This is a genomic window from Fictibacillus sp. S7, from assembly GCF_004127935.1.
GTDB lineage: Bacteria > Bacillota > Bacilli > Bacillales > Fictibacillaceae > Fictibacillus_C > Fictibacillus_C enclensis.
The window spans coordinates 1,318,044-1,334,830 of sequence record NZ_QJKL01000001.1; the positions used below are offsets into that span (position 1 = coordinate 1,318,044).

The following is a 16,787-nucleotide window of genomic DNA, read 5'->3' on the forward strand; positions in this document are numbered from 1 at the left end:
TTACCAACTACTTCGACATCAAGACGTTTAATCATCTATTTTTCCAAAAAAAGATAACCGGTTGCCCGGTTACCCTTCAGGAATTCTTGGCTGCAGCAGTCAACTTGATCTTAACCAAGTCTTCCTTGTCTTTGGCCCGCTCTTTTTTCACCCATTTGTAAAAAATATGGCCAAGCACGGTACCGTATACCGCTTCCTGCAATACCTTCATTAAGATTCCGCCAGAATTTTGGTCTTCAAGCGGCGGCAGGAATGAAAAAAGCAGAGGCGCATGTGCGTAAGTGTCATACAGCACATGGCTTGAAAACATAATGAGAGCACAGGCAGGTGTCAACAGAACGCCGCTGGCAAACACATACCCCACTTTTTTCAGTTCGGACAGAGTGGTTAGTTCTTCGACCGGACAAAGTACCGGCCACCACATCGTAAATGCGGTGATGAACAATAGTGAGTGGCTGAAAAACATTAATAGGCCGTTTGCCATGATGGCATCAAAGATCACCGGCATATGATAAATAGAAAACAACGCGATAAAAACCAGAATGGCAATAAGCGGTTGGGTCAGGAAATGTATAAGTCTGATCAGACCTTTGTCCCTCTTCATCCATTTCAAATAAAAATCATGAGGCATTCCCAGGATAAGGAATGGGGGTACAACAAGATAGCTGATGGCCATTTCCAGCATGTGCACACTAAATAAATAATGGTGGCCAATCACATTCAGCGGACTTCCTTTGGAAATATAAAGAAAAACAAGTCCTACAGTGAAAAATATTTTTTGAAGCAGGGTGGCTTTTATCTCGCTGCTTTGGACCCCGTAAAACCGGTAATACAAAATGCCAATGACGAGGATAATCAAAAAAATATCCGGCCGGAATAGACTGTAAAAACTGAAATCGCTCAGTTTTTCAGGTGCCATCATATGATGGTTCATTATAGCAACTCCTTTCCCACGGAAAGCAGGGATATTCGATAGTTATGAAAAATGGCTGCCGATTCAGCAGCCATTTTTCGTTTTAAGACGTCCAGATCAATCCTGCAATGCCAACCACGGTAATGGCAGCGAATAATATACCGCTGATCATTCCCCAAAGAGGAAAATCGTGGCCTTTATGGCTCAAATGCATCCAGATATACAATTGGAAGAAAACTTGAACAACAGCGAGCACCAGAATAAACAGTACAGCGAACGAATCCGCTACCTTATCACTCCAGATGGCGTAAAAAGCAACCAGTGTCAAAAGAATCATCATAATGAATGAAACGTTGTGATGTTTTCTTTCTTCCTTGAATGCAAGCTTCCGCTGCAGTGCTTCATTGCGGTGAATATTGGTTTCAGTGTTGTTATGATCAGCCATAGGTTAACCCACCTTCCCCATAAGATACACTACCGTAAAGATGAACACCCACACGACATCAACAAAGTGCCAGTATAAGGCGAACAAATAATACTTTGGTGCATTAACAAGGGTAATTCCACGGTTCCAGTTCCGGATAAGCAATGTGATGATCCAGAGACATCCGAACGCCACGTGTCCTCCATGGAACCCGACCAGCGTGTAAAAGGCAGAACCAAAAGCACTGCTCGTAAAAGTATGCCCTTCATGCACATATTCCATAAATTCATATACTTCAAGTCCAAGGAAACCAAGTCCCAGGATGAGCGTGATAATAAACCATTTTTGCAGCGTGCGCACGCGATTTTGCTTTAAGGCAAGCACAGCATACACACTGGTTAATGAACTCGTTAAAAGAAGCATGGTTGCCAGGAACACGGTAGGGAGCTTGAACAGCTCCTCCGTGGATGGCCCATCCATATTCATATGGCGCAGACCCAGGTACGTACCAAACAATGTGGCAAATAATACGGTTTCACCACCGAGGAACAGCCAGAATCCCAGAAACTTGTTTTTTCCTTCAAGGGTGGCTTTTTCGGGATGTTCCGGAAAATTAGCATCCGTTAAACGTTGTCCAGCATCCATTATAGCTTAACCCCCTTAAGATCTTCTTCCACTTCTTCTTTATGAATATGGAAGCCATGATCATCAATAACAGAACGAAAGAACATGCTGATAAAGGTTATTGCCATCCCAATTACTACGACTGTCATTGTGTCATAAATTAAACCGAATGCAGCTACAAATAATCCGATGGACATGATTAGCGGAAGAATTGATGGGTTCGGCATATGAATGTCTCCCACTGGTTCTGCCGGTGTCATACCTTTATTACCTGCTGCTTTTTCAATCCAGAATGCATCCAGACCACGCACAAGAGGAGTTTGGGCAAAGTTGTATTCAGGTGTTGGATACGGGATCGCCCACTCCAATGTGCGGCCATGCCATGGATCAGAAGATGGTGCATACTTTTTAGAAGTTGAGATGATAACATTGACAAACAAAACAATGGTTCCAATTGCCATCAGGAATGCACCAATCGTACTGATAAAGTTTAACTGGTCAAGATCCTGTCCGGAAAGATATGTAAATACCCGGCGCGGCATACCCATTAATCCCAAGAAATGCTGAGGGAAGAAAGTTAGGTGAAAGCCGATAAAAAACGTCCAGAAGTGAATTTTTCCCAAGGTTTCATTAAGAACACGGTTGAACATTCTTGGATACCAGTAATACAATCCGGCAAACAGACCCAGAATTACCCCACCGACAATAACATAGTGAAAGTGGGCAACAACAAAGTAGCTGTCATGGAACTGGTAGTCTGCAGAAGGAATCGCAAGCATAACTCCTGTTACTCCACCCATAACAAAGGTAGGAATAAATCCAACCGCCCATAACATAGCAGTCGAGAAAACGATTTTTCCTCCCCACATGGTGAAGAGCCAGTTGAAGATTTTAACACCCGTCGGTACAGCAATCGCCATCGTTGCTACGGCGAAAATGGAGTTGGCTACCGGTCCAAGACCTACAGTAAACATATGGTGAACCCATACCATGAAACCTAGGAAACCGATGAGCACCGTCGCAAATACCATTGCGCTGTATCCAAAAAGGCGCTTTCTTGAAAAGGTTGCCACCACTTCACTGATCGCTCCAAAGGACGGAAGAATCAGGATATAAACCTCGGGGTGGCCGAAAATCCAGAAAATATGCTCCCAGATCAGAATGTTACCGCCATTGTCAGGGTTAAAGAAGTTGGCATCAAAAACCCTTTCAAACATAAGCATGAACAATCCAATGGTTAGTGGAGGAAACGCGAACAAAATCAAACCAGAAGTTACAAATGCTGTCCAGGTGAACAACGGCATACGCATGAAGGTCATCCCTGGTGCGCGCATGTTGATAATGGTAACGAGGAAGTTAATCCCCCCTACTAACGTACCCGCTCCGGAAATCTGCAAACCAAGCACGTAGAAATCCACACCGGACCCTTCGGACGTGGTAGAAAGAGGCGCATACGCTGTCCATCCGGCATCAGGCGCGCCGCCTAACAGCCAGCTCAGGTTGAGGAGAACTCCCCCAAAAAAGAACAGCCAGAAACCGAGCGCATTAACAAACGGGAACGCTACGTCCCTTGCTCCGATTTGTAACGGAACAACAGCGTTCATAAAGGCAAATATAAGTGGCATGGCCGCAAAGAAAATCATTGTGGTTCCATGCATGGTAAGCAATTGGTTAAAAGTTTCAGCTGCTACAAAATCATTCTCCGGTTTAAACAGCTGAATTCGCATGAACATGGCTTCAAGTCCACCGATGATGAAGAAGAATCCCCCGGCAATTAGGTAAAGTATACCTATTTTCTTGTGATCGACAGTAGTGAGCCAGTCCATCAGCCCGCTTCTCTTTTTGTGACTTGCATGAGTAGACACCTTTTTACCTCCCTTTTTACAAACAGCTCCTAATGTCTATTGAAGTTTTAGACTAAGAAGATAGTCAGCAACTGCATCAACTTCTTCATCGTTAAGGGGCACGTTCGGCATGTTGTTGCCTGGTTTTACTTTTTGAGGATCTTCAATCCACTTTTTAACATTATCTTTGTCGTGCTCGAGAACACCCGCTACTCGCTGCTTGTCACCAAACCCTGTCAGGTTAGGACCGGTGTTTCCGCCTTCTTTTCCAACAGCATGGCAGGACAGGCAGTTCTTTTCAAAGATCTTTTGTCCTTCAGCAGCATTGCCTGTTGCTTTTCCGCTTGCTTTTTTGAAAGAGCTTACCCAGGCCTGATACTTATCCTTGGACACGACCTTTACTTTAAAGTCCATCAAAGCATGTGAAGCTCCGCAAAGCTCGGCACATTTACCCTTGTAAACTTGTTCCTTGCTTCCTGTTTCGATCCACATGTAGTTTTTGCTGCCGTCACCAGGATTGGTGTCCGTTTTCCCGGCAAGTGAAGGAATCCAGAATGAATGGATAACATCAGCAGAAGATAATTCCACATGGACTTTTGTATTAACCGGAAGCACAAGTTCCTGGGAAGTGATAATTTCCTCTTTCGGATACTCAAACTCCCACCAATACTGATGGCCCGTTACTTTTAGCGCCAATTCGCCCTTTTTCGGCTTATCCTTCGCTGATAGATCAAAGGTTTGCATAACGGTTGGCACTGCAAGTATGATCAACAGCAAAATTGGAATTGCTGTCCATAGAATTTCAAGCAAATGATTCCCTTCCACTTGCTCAGGGATCGTGTCATCACCTTTGCGTTTTCTGAACTTAATAATGACAAATACATAAATTACAAATACGACCAACAAAACAAAGATCATGATTGCCAAGCTGAGAACCATTAATGAATATTGCTTGTCGGCAACTTCACCCTGCGGCATAAGCGCAGAAAGCGTTGGATCACCGCAACCCATCAAGAGAAGCGCCAACATTGCAAACAAAGGAACCAGCCGCCCTTTACGCAGCAATTTTCTCATCACTTCATAAAACCCCACTTTCTCGTTGTAGTTCAGCTGTTATTATCTATTACCTGCTTAGCATAAACGTCGAATGTCTCATTTACATTAAGCAGCAAATAGCTAGAAAAATGTAAGCCCTTTTATGTAAAAGGTCTTCAAGATCTGGATTTTTCCAACAAGGGCTTCCTCATTAAAATCCAGTATCATATGTTTACGAGAATCATAGCCACGAAGAGAATCGTCAAATAGTTGAGCGAGTAGACAAACATCTGTCTTGCCCATTTGATGTCATTCGTTGACCTGAGTCCGGATAAACCAAGGGCCAGCCAGCATAAACCCATGATGGCAGCTAAGATGGTGTACACTTTGCCAAATGGATAAAGATAGAGAGAGACTGGAATTAAAGCGGATACATACCAGATCATCTGGCGTTTTGTCATTTTAAATCCCGACACTACAGGAAGCATCGGAATGCCTGCATTTCTGTATTCCTCGCAACGCTTCATGGCGAGGGCAAGAAAATGAGGAGGCTGCCATAAGAACATGATCAAGAACAGGATCCAGGCCGTATGAGCAAGACCCGGGTCCACTGCCGCCCACCCGATCAGCGGAGGCATTGCACCGGAAATTCCTCCAATCACCGTGTTGATAGAATGGGTTCTCTTCAGCCACATCGTATATACAGCCACGTATACAAAAAGTCCAATCAGTCCAAAAACAGCAGCTGTTAGCGTTGTCATTGCAAGAAAGATAACGCCCAGGGCAGATAATATAATTCCCATCCACAACGCCTGGTTTGCTTCTATTTTCCCGGTTACTGTCGGTCTTTCCTTTGTTCGTTCCATCAGGCCGTCGATATCACGGTCTATGTAATTGTTGAGAGAGCAGCCCCCGGCAATGACAAGTGCAGAACCCAATACAGCCAATGATAGAACTGCAAGCTTATCCATAAACAGGAGATGGTTGTACTTGATTGCAAGGAAGGATCCTGCAAAGACGGTAATGAGGTTGGAGATTACAATTCCCATTTTCGCAAGAGTTAGATAGTCTCTCCACGTACCTGCCGGATTTGCTTCGGTTAAAGAGTTCGGCTTCACCACTTTATCAGCTGCACCAAGAGTTGTTTCCGTTTTGCTCACCGCATACACCTCCTTTACAGGTAAGTTTCCATCCATTTCAAAATTATCCATTTAAAATGCCATATTTTATTCTAAATAGTAATGAAACGGAAATCAATATGTAAAATGCCTATCTTTTTTCACATAATGTCGAAATTTATCACATAATGATGTGATATGATAGACAGGTTTCAAAATCATTATAAAACAATTTAGAAGGTTTGTATACTTCATCCCAGACACCTTAGGCTCCCTGCCATATCTATGATTTGGGAGCCATTGGCATATGTTTAAATTTTAACAAATTTGTGAATTTTCTTGTCGATCTCTCACTCCAACAAAAAAGAAGCTGATGAGAAGAAGGATAACATTCTCTTCATCAGCTTCTTTTAGGGAGTCTGAACTACTTTTCCAGCTCGATCAATAAATCTCCCGGACTTATTGGTTCACTGTTGCTTGCATAAATCTCTTTTACAACACCGTCAAATGGAGCTTGTACCGTGGTTTCCATCTTCATGGCTTCAGTGATCATTAAGTGATCTCCCTTTTTAACCCTTTCCCCTTTTTCAACCAGTACCTTTACGACAGTCCCAGGCATTCCTGCACCAATATGGGCCGGATTCGCCTGATCGACTTTTTGCTTGGCTGCAACTGAAGACTTTATGCTTTCATCTTTAATTACCACTTCCCGGGGCTGGCCGTTTAGTTCAAAATAAACAACTCGTGTACCGTCAAGCTGTGGCTCTCCAATAGAAACAAGACGGACGATCAGTGTTTTACCCTGTTCAATCTCCACATTAAGTTCTTCACCCAGACTCATTCCATAGAAGAAGGTCGGAGTGTCAAGGACGGAAAGGTCACCGAATTGGTCGAACATTTTTTCCCGATCCAAAAACACCTTTGGATAAAGCGCATAGGATATTGCGTCGAAGCTCGTGACCTGCCGGTTAAGCTTATGGAACAGGGTTTCCTTAATATCCAAAAAGTCGGCCGCTTCAAGTAATTCTCCAGGGCGCTTGGTGATGTGCTCCCTTCCTTTTAAGATCAGCTGCTGAAGCTCTTTAGGAAAGCCTTGGTACGGCTGTCCGATGTACCCTTGGAAGAACTCCACAACAGAATCCGGAAAGTCAAGCTTCTCTCCTTGTTCATATACATCATCCTCGCTCAATTGATTTTGAACCATAAACAAGGCCATGTCACCCACAATTTTAGATGAAGGTGTCACTTTAACCACATCACCAAACATATCGTTTACACGACGGTACATTTGCTTGACAAGGTCCCATTTCTCTTCCAGTCCAACTGCTTTGGCTTGCTGCTTCAAATTGCTGAATTGTCCGCCCGGCATTTCATGTTCATATACTTCCGGATCCGGAGCGTTCATGCCGCTTTCAAACCCTTGATAGTAATGGCGGACATCCTCCCAATAGGAACTCAAACGCTGCAAGTTATTGATGTTAACTTCCGGCTGGCGTTCATGGCCGGACAACGCATAATATAATGAATTAGCTGAAGGCTGGGAAGTGCCTCCTGCCATGGAACTGACCGCAACATCCACAATGTCAACGCCTGCATCTATAGCCTTGGAATACGTAAAAATACCATTTCCGCTCGTATCATGGGTATGGAGGTGAATAGGAATCCCCACATTATCCTTTAATCGTGAAACAAGTTCATAGGCAGCCTGTGGCTTAAGCAGCCCTGCCATATCTTTTATCCCGAGAATATGGGCGCCAGATGCCTCCAGCTCCTTCGCCATATCAATATAATATTGTGCATTATATTTGGTACGGCCGGGATCGAGAATATCTCCGGTATAGCATACGGCTGCCTCTGCAACCTTTCCGCTTTTTCTCACCGAATCGATGGCAACTGTCATGCCTTTGATCCAGTTCAGGCTGTCAAATATCCTGAAAACATCAATACCGGCTTCACTTGATTTTTCAACAAATTCTTCGATCACATTATCGGGATAGTTTTTATAACCAACTGCATTGGATGCCCTGAGAAGCATCTGAAACAAAATATTGGGAACTCTTTCACGAAGCTTCAATAGCCTTTCCCATGGATCTTCATTTAAAAAACGGTAGGCAACATCAAACGTTGCTCCCCCCCACATCTCCATGGAAAACATAGCGGGCCACAGTTTTGCCGTCGGCTCTGCCGCTTGAAGAAGGTCGTGCGTTCTTACTCTTGTAGCCAAGAGAGATTGATGGCTGTCCCGAAATGTCGTATCGGTAAGTAGAACGTTCTTTTGTTCCTGAATCCATTGAGCCAGCCCTTCGGCACCTTTGTGTTCAAGGATTTGCTTTGTCCCATCAGGGAACGAGTCTGATATGGAAACAGATAGCACACTGGGCTTTTGAAAAGCTTTCACTTTCACTTTCTCAATGCCCGGAAAACCATTAATGGTCGTAGAACCTATGTAACTGAGCATCTTCGTTCCGCGGTCCTTTTTCTTTGGAAAAATAAACAGCTCGCTCGACGTGTCAATAAAAGAAGTGTCATAATCCCCTGAAAGGAAGGACTCGTGTTTTACCACATTTTCAAGAAATTCAATGTTGGTTTTAATCCCCCTGATCCGGAACTCCTTTAAATTCCTCAGCATTTTGGCTGCAGCCTGTTCAAAGGTAAGCGCCCATGTTGAGAGTTTAACCAGCAATGAGTCATAGTGTGGGGTAATCACAGCCCCCTGGAATCCGTTTCCTGCATCAAGCCTGACCCCAAATCCGCCCCCTGACCGATACACATTGATTCTCCCTGTATCGGGCATAAATTGATTGGACGGATCTTCAGTTGTCACCCTGCACTGGATGGCATAGCCATGACAGGCGATCTCTTCCTGCCTTGGAACACCAATCACGTCACCATGCAGTTCATTTCCTTGGGCAATCAAGATTTGTGATTGAACAATGTCGACACCTGTAATCATTTCGGTAACCGTATGTTCTACCTGCACTCTTGGATTCACTTCAATAAAATAAAATTCACCGCTGCCGGTTACCAAAAACTCCACCGTTCCTGCATTCAAATAGCTGATATGCGACATGAGCTGAACAGCCGCCCGGCAGATCTCGTCGCGCAAGCCGGTAACAAGACCTACACTCGGCGCAACTTCAACCACCTTTTGATGTCTTCTCTGTACGGAACAGTCCCTTTCAAAGAGGTGAACGATATTGCCTGATGAATCCGCCAGTATTTGAACCTCGATATGTTTTGGCTTTTCAATAAACCTTTCAACATATACCTGATCCTCGCCAAATGCCGCTTTTGCTTCAGATTTCGCACGTTCATAGCCCTCGGCGAGTGAATTTTCGCTTCGGACAATTCTCATGCCTCTTCCGCCGCCTCCGAGCGAGGCTTTAATAATAACAGGATATCCATGGGCTTGGGCAAAAGCTTTTACTTCTTCCAGGCTGCCTACCGGGCCATCGCTGCCCGGTATAACCGGCAGCCCGGCACTGACCGCCACTTCTCTTGCTTTCACCTTGTCACCAAACATGATCAGATGCTCTTCTTTGGGCCCAATGAAAACAATGTTTTCCTCGGCGCAGCGTTTTGCAAAATGAATATTCTCAGATAAGAAGCCGTACCCGGGATGGATCGCATCAATCCCGTTCTTTTTGGCAATGCCGATAATGCCTTCTATATCAAGATAAGCATCAATTGGCTTTTTTCCTTCTCCGACCAAGTAGGCTTCATCTGCTTTGTAGCGATGATATGACCCAGAATCTTCCTTTGAATATACCGCTACAGTCCGAATCCCCAATTCCGTGCAGGCACGGAAAATACGAATGGCAATTTCACCGCGGTTGGCCACGAGTATTTTTCTGATCTGCTTTTGTGACATCGGTATCTCTCCCTCTTTTTACCGGAATCAGACCGCTCGCAAATTTTCCTTTACGGATGCTTGTTCCGGGTTTTGATGCTTTCTTTTATAATTCACATGACAGGATATATTGACGAGAATCCCCATGGAAATTAACAGCAAAACTAGAGATGAACCACCATATGAAATAAACGGCAGCGGTACACCAGTAACCGGAAGAAGGCCGATTGCAGCCCCCAGGTTTACAGTCGCCTGAATGCCTACCATTCCCGAGATGCCAAACGCCAGCAAGCTGCCATAAGTATCCCTGCTGCGTAAACCAGTAATAAACCCTTTGATCACAACAAAAGCAATTAACCCAACTACAATCGCCACACCCCAAAAGCCAAGTTCTTCGGCAATGACAGCAATAATAAAGTCAGTTTGCGGTTCAGGCAAAAACCCATACTTCTGTATGCTTTGCCCTAATCCAGTACCAGTTATTCCGCCATGGCCGATGGCAAGATACGAGTTTACAAGCTGAAATCCTTGTCCTTCTGGATCTGTAAAAGGGGCATAGGCTGCAGTAAATCTGGATTTTTGTTCATCTGTCAAAACCTGTGATCCGAGAGCAATAACTACCACCGCCGACACAATCAGCAGCAGCTTGTGAACGGGCTTCATTCCAGAGCTTAGTATAATGACTCCTGTAGTAGCGGCAATAATCATACCGGTCCCCAAGTCAGGCTGCTTCATAATCAGTATAAAAATAATACCGAATATACTGATAGGCGGAGCACTGGCTGCAAAATTTTCGAGCTTGTCCTTTTTCTTTGAAAAAATGGCTGCCAGATAGATCGTCAGTCCAAGTTTCACAAATTCCGAAGGCTGGAATCCGATACTCCCGATATAAATCCAACTCTGCGCATTGTTGGTTGTACGTCCGATAAAAAGAACAGCTGCCAATAGCGCGATTGACCCAAAAACAATAGGAATGATCAATTTCTTATATAGATGGTAGGGAATGATCATTGTGATCAAGAAGCAAAACAGACCAGCAATGAGAAAGACAAGCTGCCGAATAAAAAAGAAGTTGCTTTCATAGCCAAAGCGGTTAATCGACACAATAATACTTGCACTGTACACCATGACAAGCCCGATTGCACACAACACTAAAATAGCAATGACGAGCGAATAGTCATAGTGGCGAAACATTTTCTTTAACATGCTCTTACATCCTTTATGTAGTCTTTTCCCTAACAGTTTTCGTACCTGCTCTCCGCTTTTCCACTGTATGATGAAGTTAAAAATAGTTTAACACAGATTACGACAACAAAATAAAAAAACTCAAACCAGTCGCCGACGGTTTGAGTCATTTATTATTTCCGCATGGATGCTTCATGCAAAGCGGTTAGCTGGCGTTCAAGTGATTCTAGCAAACCTTTTCCATCTTCTTCATCCACCAGGTTCAGCCTTACTGCAAAATCAATCTCCCGGGAGAGTCCGAACATCTGGGTATCCAGCACTTCCTCATAGAGGGGACATTGCGGCATTGTCAGGTTTTCCATCTGCACTTCGATTAATTTCAGAATCTTCGCTGCATCTGCCTGTAACAGTTCAAATGCCTTTTCACGATGTCCTGTTGCCATCTCAGGTGACAATATAATCCCTCCGTTCTACTCTGGCTTTCTACTCTTTAATATAGCGCGACACAGGCAAAAAATCAACAAATTACCGTATTATGCTTATTCATGTTAGAATAAATGAAGATATAACATAACTATACAACATATAGGAGCTTGGTACTATGGATTTTGTTCTGGAAATGACGGGAAACGTAAAATACAAACTTGCCATCGATCCGGGTGTTTTTATTTTTGATGAGAGAAAATTTGATTTGACCACTTATTTTGACCGCGACGAAGATCTAGAAACCGAAGAGGAAAAATATTTAAAAGCAGTATCCTCCCATTGGGACAGAGAATTGATAGAAGGCTCTGCTCCTCCGGAAAAGAAAAGCAAACCCAATAAATCGTTAAAAGAAACGATTTCAACCGGTACGTTTGCTATTGCCCTGTCCCATTTTATTAAAAATGCCGTACCTGATGCAAATGCGTCTGTCCTTGAAGTGCAGTCAGAAGACGGCGATGTGGAACTGTCGTTGGAAGATGGAATGAAGGCTATATTGGGATTCTCTTTAAATGGAAAACCGCTTAGAGAAGACGGTCCGGTCCATTTTTATTATGGAGACGGAAGAAACAAGGATAACCCAATAAAAAACATTCGAAAATTCATTATTAAATAAACCATTATTAAATAAACCTGATGCACCTGCATCAGGTTTATTTAATATCCCGATTAAAGCAAATCCGCTGCCAGCTGCGCCAGGCTTGATCGTTCACCCTTCTCGAGCCTCACATGACCGCTGATGCTTTGGTCTTTGAATTTTTCAACCACATACGTGAGTCCGTTCGTAAACTCATCCAAATACGGATGATCGATTTGCTTTGGATCTCCCAATAGGATGACTTTGCTTCCTTCTCCCACCCTTGTCAGAATGGTCTTGACCTCATGCTTGGTCAGGTTTTGCGCTTCATCGATGATGATAAATTGATCCGGAAGGCTTCTCCCCCGTATATAGGTTAACGCCTCGACATGAATGGAGCCGATTCCTGCCAATATTTTTTCAAGCTCACCCTGTTTTTTTGCATTAAACAAATACTCCAAATTATCGTAGATGGGCTGCATCCACGGCTTCAGCTTCTCATCCTTTTCCCCAGGCAGATATCCAATATCTTTCCCCACCGGAACGATGGGCCTTGCAATAAAAAGTTTAATATAATTCTTCAGGTCTTCAGTTTGAAGCAAGCCCGCAGCCAGAGTTAGAAGGGTTTTTCCCGTTCCCGCCTTACCGATCAGCGTCACCAGGTGCACATCATTTCTCATCAGCAATTCGATCGCCATCTTTTGCTGGACATTCCGTGGCTTGATCCCCCAGACCGAATCCCCGTCAAACAGAAGGGGCTTGATTTTCTTTCCGTTATCCTCCACTCTTGCCAGTGCTGAAACTGAGCTTCTGTACAGATCTTTCATAATCAGAAACTGGTGAGGATAGAAGGAATGATTGGCAATTTCGATCGTAGCCAGTTCATGCTTTTCATAGAATTTATCGAGCACTTCGCTCGCTACATAAATTTCTTTGTACCCCAGGTAGGTTTGTTCATCCCTGTCCACCACGCGATCACTTAAAAAATCTTCTGCCTGTATGCCGAGGGCGTCAGCTTTTACTCTTACAAGAACGTCTTTACTGACCAGAATAACCTCTTTCCCATTTTCCTTTCCTTTTTCTTCGACTGCCAGATTCAGCGTAACAGCAAGAATTCTGTTATCATTTGTATGTTCCGAGAAGGTTTCCTGAAGCCTCTGGAACGATTTATGATTTAGTTCCACGCGCAAAGTACCACCATTCTCGAGCGGAACATTTTCATGAAGCTTCCCCTTAATTCTTAGCTTGTCGATCAGCCTTGATACTTCACGTGCATTTCTTCCGATTTCATCCATGTATCTTTTTTTCGAATCCACTTCCTCAAGTACAATTGCCGGGATTACCACTTCCTGATTGCCAAATGAAAATATAGAATAGGGATCCTGTAAAAGAACGTTAGTATCAAGGACACATATTTTATCCAATCCTACACAGCCTCCTTACATTATTTGTTAAGAATGGGCAGTGTTAATAAATAAAAGGAAATGTAATGCATATTGCATGACCCGGGGCCGGTTGGATCCGCCCGGACGGACTATAGTCTAATGTATGAACACAGTGATAAAGTTAGAAGAAATCAAGGGAAATTACAGGAAAAAGAAACGATAGCATTTGGTAACCCTTGTTTTCGGACCATTCAGAGAATTATTGGTGCTTAGCGCCCATTATTTGCTATAATAATAACAGCACCAAAAAATAGAGGTGATTTAATTATGCGCGTAAAATGTGTATTGTGTGATACGATTCAATCCATTGAAGATCAATCCTCACTGGCAAAGCGGCTGAGAAATCGGCCGATCCATACCTTTATGTGTGAAAAGTGTGAGGAACGGATTACTGATAAAACCAATAAAAGAATCTCGACCGGAAATTTTCTTTTGTACCGGACACCTGCCAAAGAAAATGAATGGTAAATCAGTTGCTGCCGGCCTGTGGGCCGGCTTTCTTTCGGGCTGTGTGCTGCTTGCTCCTGGAAGTGATTGATTTCCGTTTCAGGAGGTTCGCCCCTTTCCCTACAAGCAACAGGCCAGGTTTGAAAAAAGAGCTCAAAGTAAAAACGCCCTGACATGGATCGTTTTCCATGATCAGGGCGTTTTTTCATTTAATTATATTTGGGTTCTGCCTCAATGGATTCCCATAAAGCATCAATGTAGTCACGGGGGAATGACGTTTTGAAGTGGGTGGTTTCAATCATGTATCCCACCTCATAATTCTCTTCCTGCAGATTAACTGAAGGGTTTGACACATGGTGATCTTCACGCAAAATCTCATCAAAAAACTGAAGGGTATCTTTTGCAGCTTGATCTTCAGGTCGTTCTTCTGACACTTTTTTAATACTCAGCCAGTTGTAAAGCGCGTCCTGTAAGGTCATTATTTTTCTCCTTAAAGGTTTTCAGCTTTGTTTCGTTTGCTTTGATGCAGACGGATTTTATAGATGATAAGCACCGCTGCTGCACATAACAGCCCTTCGGCAACCGGAAGTCCGATTCCAAAAAACGTAAGCGGAAAACATCCAAGAACCAACAGAACATATATGATTGCTGACTTTAATGGAGGAAGCTTTTTTGCAAACCCAAGCTTATAGACGAGAATCGTCAAGAGTGTGATCACCAAATATAACAAAAAGAATCCTGCTACTGGATGTTCATTGATTCCTAAGAGAAGAGCGATGGGTGAAGAATCTTCACCCGTCGCAGACATGACTTTTTTATCATTCATCACTTACACCCCACCCGGCACATCATTAGTTTTGACTGGCTAGTTTATTCTTCTTGGCCATTCGTTCACGTTCATTTTTATCAAGGATTTTTTTACGAAGACGGATGCTCTCCGGTGTTACCTCACAGTATTCATCTTCGTTCAGGTATTCCAGTGATTCTTCAAGGGACATAACACGCGGTTTTTTCATACTGACGGTTTGGTCTTTGTTGGCAGAACGCATGTTGGTCATTTGTTTCACTTTTGTAATGTTAACCGTAATATCATTTTCACGAGTGTGTTCCCCGACGATCATTCCTTCATAAACCTCAGTTCCCGGTTCCACGAAGATCGTTCCGCGGTCCTCCACATTAAGAATGCCGTACTGGCTTGCTTTACCATGTTCCATTGATACAAGAACACCCTGTCGGCGTCCTCCAACCTGTCCCTGGTGAATCGGCTGGTAGCTGTCGAATGTATGGTTCAGGATTCCGTATCCACGGGTTTGAGAAAGGAACTCTGTTGAATAACCAATCAATCCACGAGCTGGAACCATAAATTCAAGTCTTACTTGACCGGATCCGTTATTGATCATATTTAACATTTCGCCTTTTCGTGCACCCAGGGATTCCATAACCGCTCCGGTGTATTCTTCAGGCACATCAATTTGTACACGTTCTACCGGTTCAGACTGAACACCATCAATCATTCGTACGATAACTTCCGGCTTTGAAACTTGAAGTTCATAGCCTTCACGTCTCATATTTTCAATCAGGATAGAAAGGTGCAATTCACCACGTCCGGAGACAATCCATGCATCCGGGGAATCTGTGTTATCCACACGTAAAGATACATCAGTTTCCAACTGGGAACGAAGACGTTCTTCAATTTTTCGAGCTGTTACATATTTCCCTTCACGTCCAGCAAATGGGGAGTTGTTCACCAAGAACGTCATTTTCAATGTAGGCTCATCAATACGAAGAACCGGAAGTGCCTCCTCCTGGCCTTCGGGACAAACGGTTTCTCCGACATTGATTTCTTCCATTCCCGAAACAGCAACAAGGTCGCCCGCTTTGGCTTCCTGAATTTCAACACGCTTTAGCCCTAGGAAACCAAATATTTTGGTTACACGGAATTTTTTCAGCGATCCATCCAGCTTCATAAGTGATACCGACTGGCCGACATGCATGGTTCCTCTAAATACGCGGCCGATTCCAATACGACCAAGGTAATCATTATAATCCAGCAGTGCAACTTGGAATTGTAGCGGTTCAGCACTGTTATCCACTGGAGAAGGGATGTTCTCAATGATGGAATCAAAGAGAGCTTTCATGTTTTCATCCTGCTGACCAGGGTCATTGCTTGCGGTACCGTTAATGGCTGAAGCATACACAACCGGGAATTCCAGCTGGTCTTCGTCAGCACCCAGCTCGATAAACAAGTCGATCACTTCATCAACCACTTCTTCAGGACGTGCAAATTCACGGTCAATTTTATTCACGACAACAATAGGAGTAAGTTTTTGCTCAAGCGCTTTTTTCAAAACAAAGCGGGTTTGCGGCATGCATCCTTCATAGGCATCAACCACTAAAAGCACACCATCCACCATTTTCATAATACGTTCAACTTCTCCACCGAAATCGGCGTGTCCTGGTGTATCCATGATATTGATTCGTGTACCTTCATAATTGATGGCTGTATTTTTAGCCAGGATGGTAATCCCGCGTTCTTTCTCAATATCATTGGAGTCCATAGCCCGTTCATTTACATGTTCATTCGAACGGAATGTTCCTGACTGATGAAGCATTTGGTCCACGAGTGTTGTTTTCCCATGGTCAACGTGCGCGATAATCGCGATGTTCTTAATGTCTGTTCTTAAATCCAAAGTAATCTCTCCTTAAAAATCCTATCTTTTTATTTATAAAATTCCCAGTACCAGTCTGGATATTTTTTCTCAATTTGGTTATTGGTTTTCAACTTTACTATTATACCACAAAGTACAACAATCTTTTTCTTTTTTGAAAAATTAGTTACACT

The 16,787-nt window shown here is 43.6% G+C and carries 15 protein-coding genes; 2 read left to right on the top strand and 13 right to left on the bottom strand.

Annotated features, from left to right (window positions below; translation table 11 throughout):
- Window positions 1-76 precede the first annotated feature (76 nt).
- From DMO16_RS06675 to DMO16_RS06715, 9 genes are all read right to left on the bottom strand, one after another.
- On the bottom strand, window positions 77-934 hold the full coding sequence (locus tag DMO16_RS06675; RefSeq protein ID WP_129476141.1) for a cytochrome c oxidase assembly protein: 858 nt from the start codon (window positions 932-934) through the stop codon (window positions 77-79).
- Window positions 935-1,016: 82 nt separating this feature from the next.
- Window positions 1,017-1,358, bottom strand: coding sequence for a cytochrome C oxidase subunit IV family protein (locus DMO16_RS06680; RefSeq protein ID WP_061969190.1), 342 nt, complete (start codon window positions 1,356-1,358; stop codon window positions 1,017-1,019).
- 3 nt (window positions 1,359-1,361) lie between these two features.
- The gene (locus DMO16_RS06685) at window positions 1,362-1,982 is read right to left on the bottom strand and encodes a cytochrome c oxidase subunit 3 (protein WP_061969188.1); all 621 of its coding nucleotides are present in this window, start codon (window positions 1,980-1,982) and stop codon (window positions 1,362-1,364) included.
- Window positions 1,982-3,826, bottom strand: a complete 1,845-nt coding sequence (gene ctaD / locus DMO16_RS06690; RefSeq protein WP_061969186.1) for a cytochrome c oxidase subunit I — start codon at window positions 3,824-3,826, stop codon at window positions 1,982-1,984. The genes DMO16_RS06685 and ctaD overlap by 1 nt, the downstream gene beginning before the upstream one ends.
- Window positions 3,827-3,862: 36 nt before the next feature.
- Window positions 3,863-4,879 (bottom strand): cytochrome c oxidase subunit II, encoded by a 1,017-nt coding sequence (coxB, locus tag DMO16_RS06695; protein WP_061969185.1) that lies wholly within the window; start codon window positions 4,877-4,879, stop codon window positions 3,863-3,865.
- Between the two features lie 185 nt (window positions 4,880-5,064).
- A complete protein-coding gene (cyoE, locus tag DMO16_RS06700; protein WP_277873755.1) occupies window positions 5,065-6,000 on the bottom strand; it encodes a heme o synthase in 936 nt (311 codons plus the stop codon).
- A 382-nt stretch (window positions 6,001-6,382) separates the two neighbouring features.
- Complete coding sequence (gene pyc, locus DMO16_RS06705; RefSeq protein ID WP_129476147.1) at window positions 6,383-9,829, bottom strand: pyruvate carboxylase; 3,447 nt, start codon at window positions 9,827-9,829, stop codon at window positions 6,383-6,385.
- Window positions 9,830-9,856: 27 nt separating this feature from the next.
- On the bottom strand, window positions 9,857-11,014 hold the full coding sequence (ftsW, locus tag DMO16_RS06710) for a putative lipid II flippase FtsW (protein WP_129476149.1): 1,158 nt from the start codon (window positions 11,012-11,014) through the stop codon (window positions 9,857-9,859).
- A gap of 152 nt (window positions 11,015-11,166) precedes the next feature.
- Window positions 11,167-11,448 (bottom strand): YlaN family protein, encoded by a 282-nt coding sequence (locus tag DMO16_RS06715; protein WP_061969177.1) that lies wholly within the window; start codon window positions 11,446-11,448, stop codon window positions 11,167-11,169.
- A gap of 146 nt (window positions 11,449-11,594) precedes the next feature.
- Between DMO16_RS06715 and DMO16_RS06720 the strand changes: the two genes are divergently transcribed.
- Window positions 11,595-12,092 (top strand): peptidyl-prolyl cis-trans isomerase, encoded by a 498-nt coding sequence (locus DMO16_RS06720; RefSeq protein WP_129476152.1) that lies wholly within the window; start codon window positions 11,595-11,597, stop codon window positions 12,090-12,092.
- A 53-nt stretch (window positions 12,093-12,145) separates the two neighbouring features.
- Here DMO16_RS06720 and DMO16_RS06725 read toward each other — a convergent pair whose 3' ends face one another.
- Window positions 12,146-13,477 carry a PhoH family protein gene (locus DMO16_RS06725; protein ID WP_129476155.1) on the bottom strand — a complete coding sequence of 444 codons (1,332 nt, stop codon included), beginning with the start codon at window positions 13,475-13,477 and terminating at the stop codon, window positions 12,146-12,148.
- 288 nt (window positions 13,478-13,765) lie between these two features.
- On the opposite strand from DMO16_RS06725, the gene DMO16_RS06730 reads away from it, so the two are divergent.
- Window positions 13,766-13,966 carry a YlaI family protein gene (locus tag DMO16_RS06730; protein ID WP_061969171.1) on the top strand — a complete coding sequence of 67 codons (201 nt, stop codon included), beginning with the start codon at window positions 13,766-13,768 and terminating at the stop codon, window positions 13,964-13,966.
- A 188-nt stretch (window positions 13,967-14,154) separates the two neighbouring features.
- Here DMO16_RS06730 and DMO16_RS06735 read toward each other — a convergent pair whose 3' ends face one another.
- Genes DMO16_RS06735 through typA form a run of 3 tightly spaced genes read right to left on the bottom strand, consistent with a single transcriptional unit; the run spans window position 14,155 to window position 16,635 of the window.
- Window positions 14,155-14,424 carry a hypothetical protein gene (locus DMO16_RS06735; RefSeq protein WP_061969168.1) on the bottom strand — a complete coding sequence of 90 codons (270 nt, stop codon included), beginning with the start codon at window positions 14,422-14,424 and terminating at the stop codon, window positions 14,155-14,157.
- Window positions 14,425-14,435: 11 nt separating this feature from the next.
- On the bottom strand, window positions 14,436-14,753 hold the full coding sequence (locus DMO16_RS06740; RefSeq protein WP_061971561.1) for a YlaH-like family protein: 318 nt from the start codon (window positions 14,751-14,753) through the stop codon (window positions 14,436-14,438).
- Between the two features lie 43 nt (window positions 14,754-14,796).
- Window positions 14,797-16,635, bottom strand: coding sequence for a translational GTPase TypA (gene typA / locus DMO16_RS06745; protein ID WP_129476158.1), 1,839 nt, complete (start codon window positions 16,633-16,635; stop codon window positions 14,797-14,799).
- Between the last annotated feature and the right edge of the window lie 152 nt (window positions 16,636-16,787).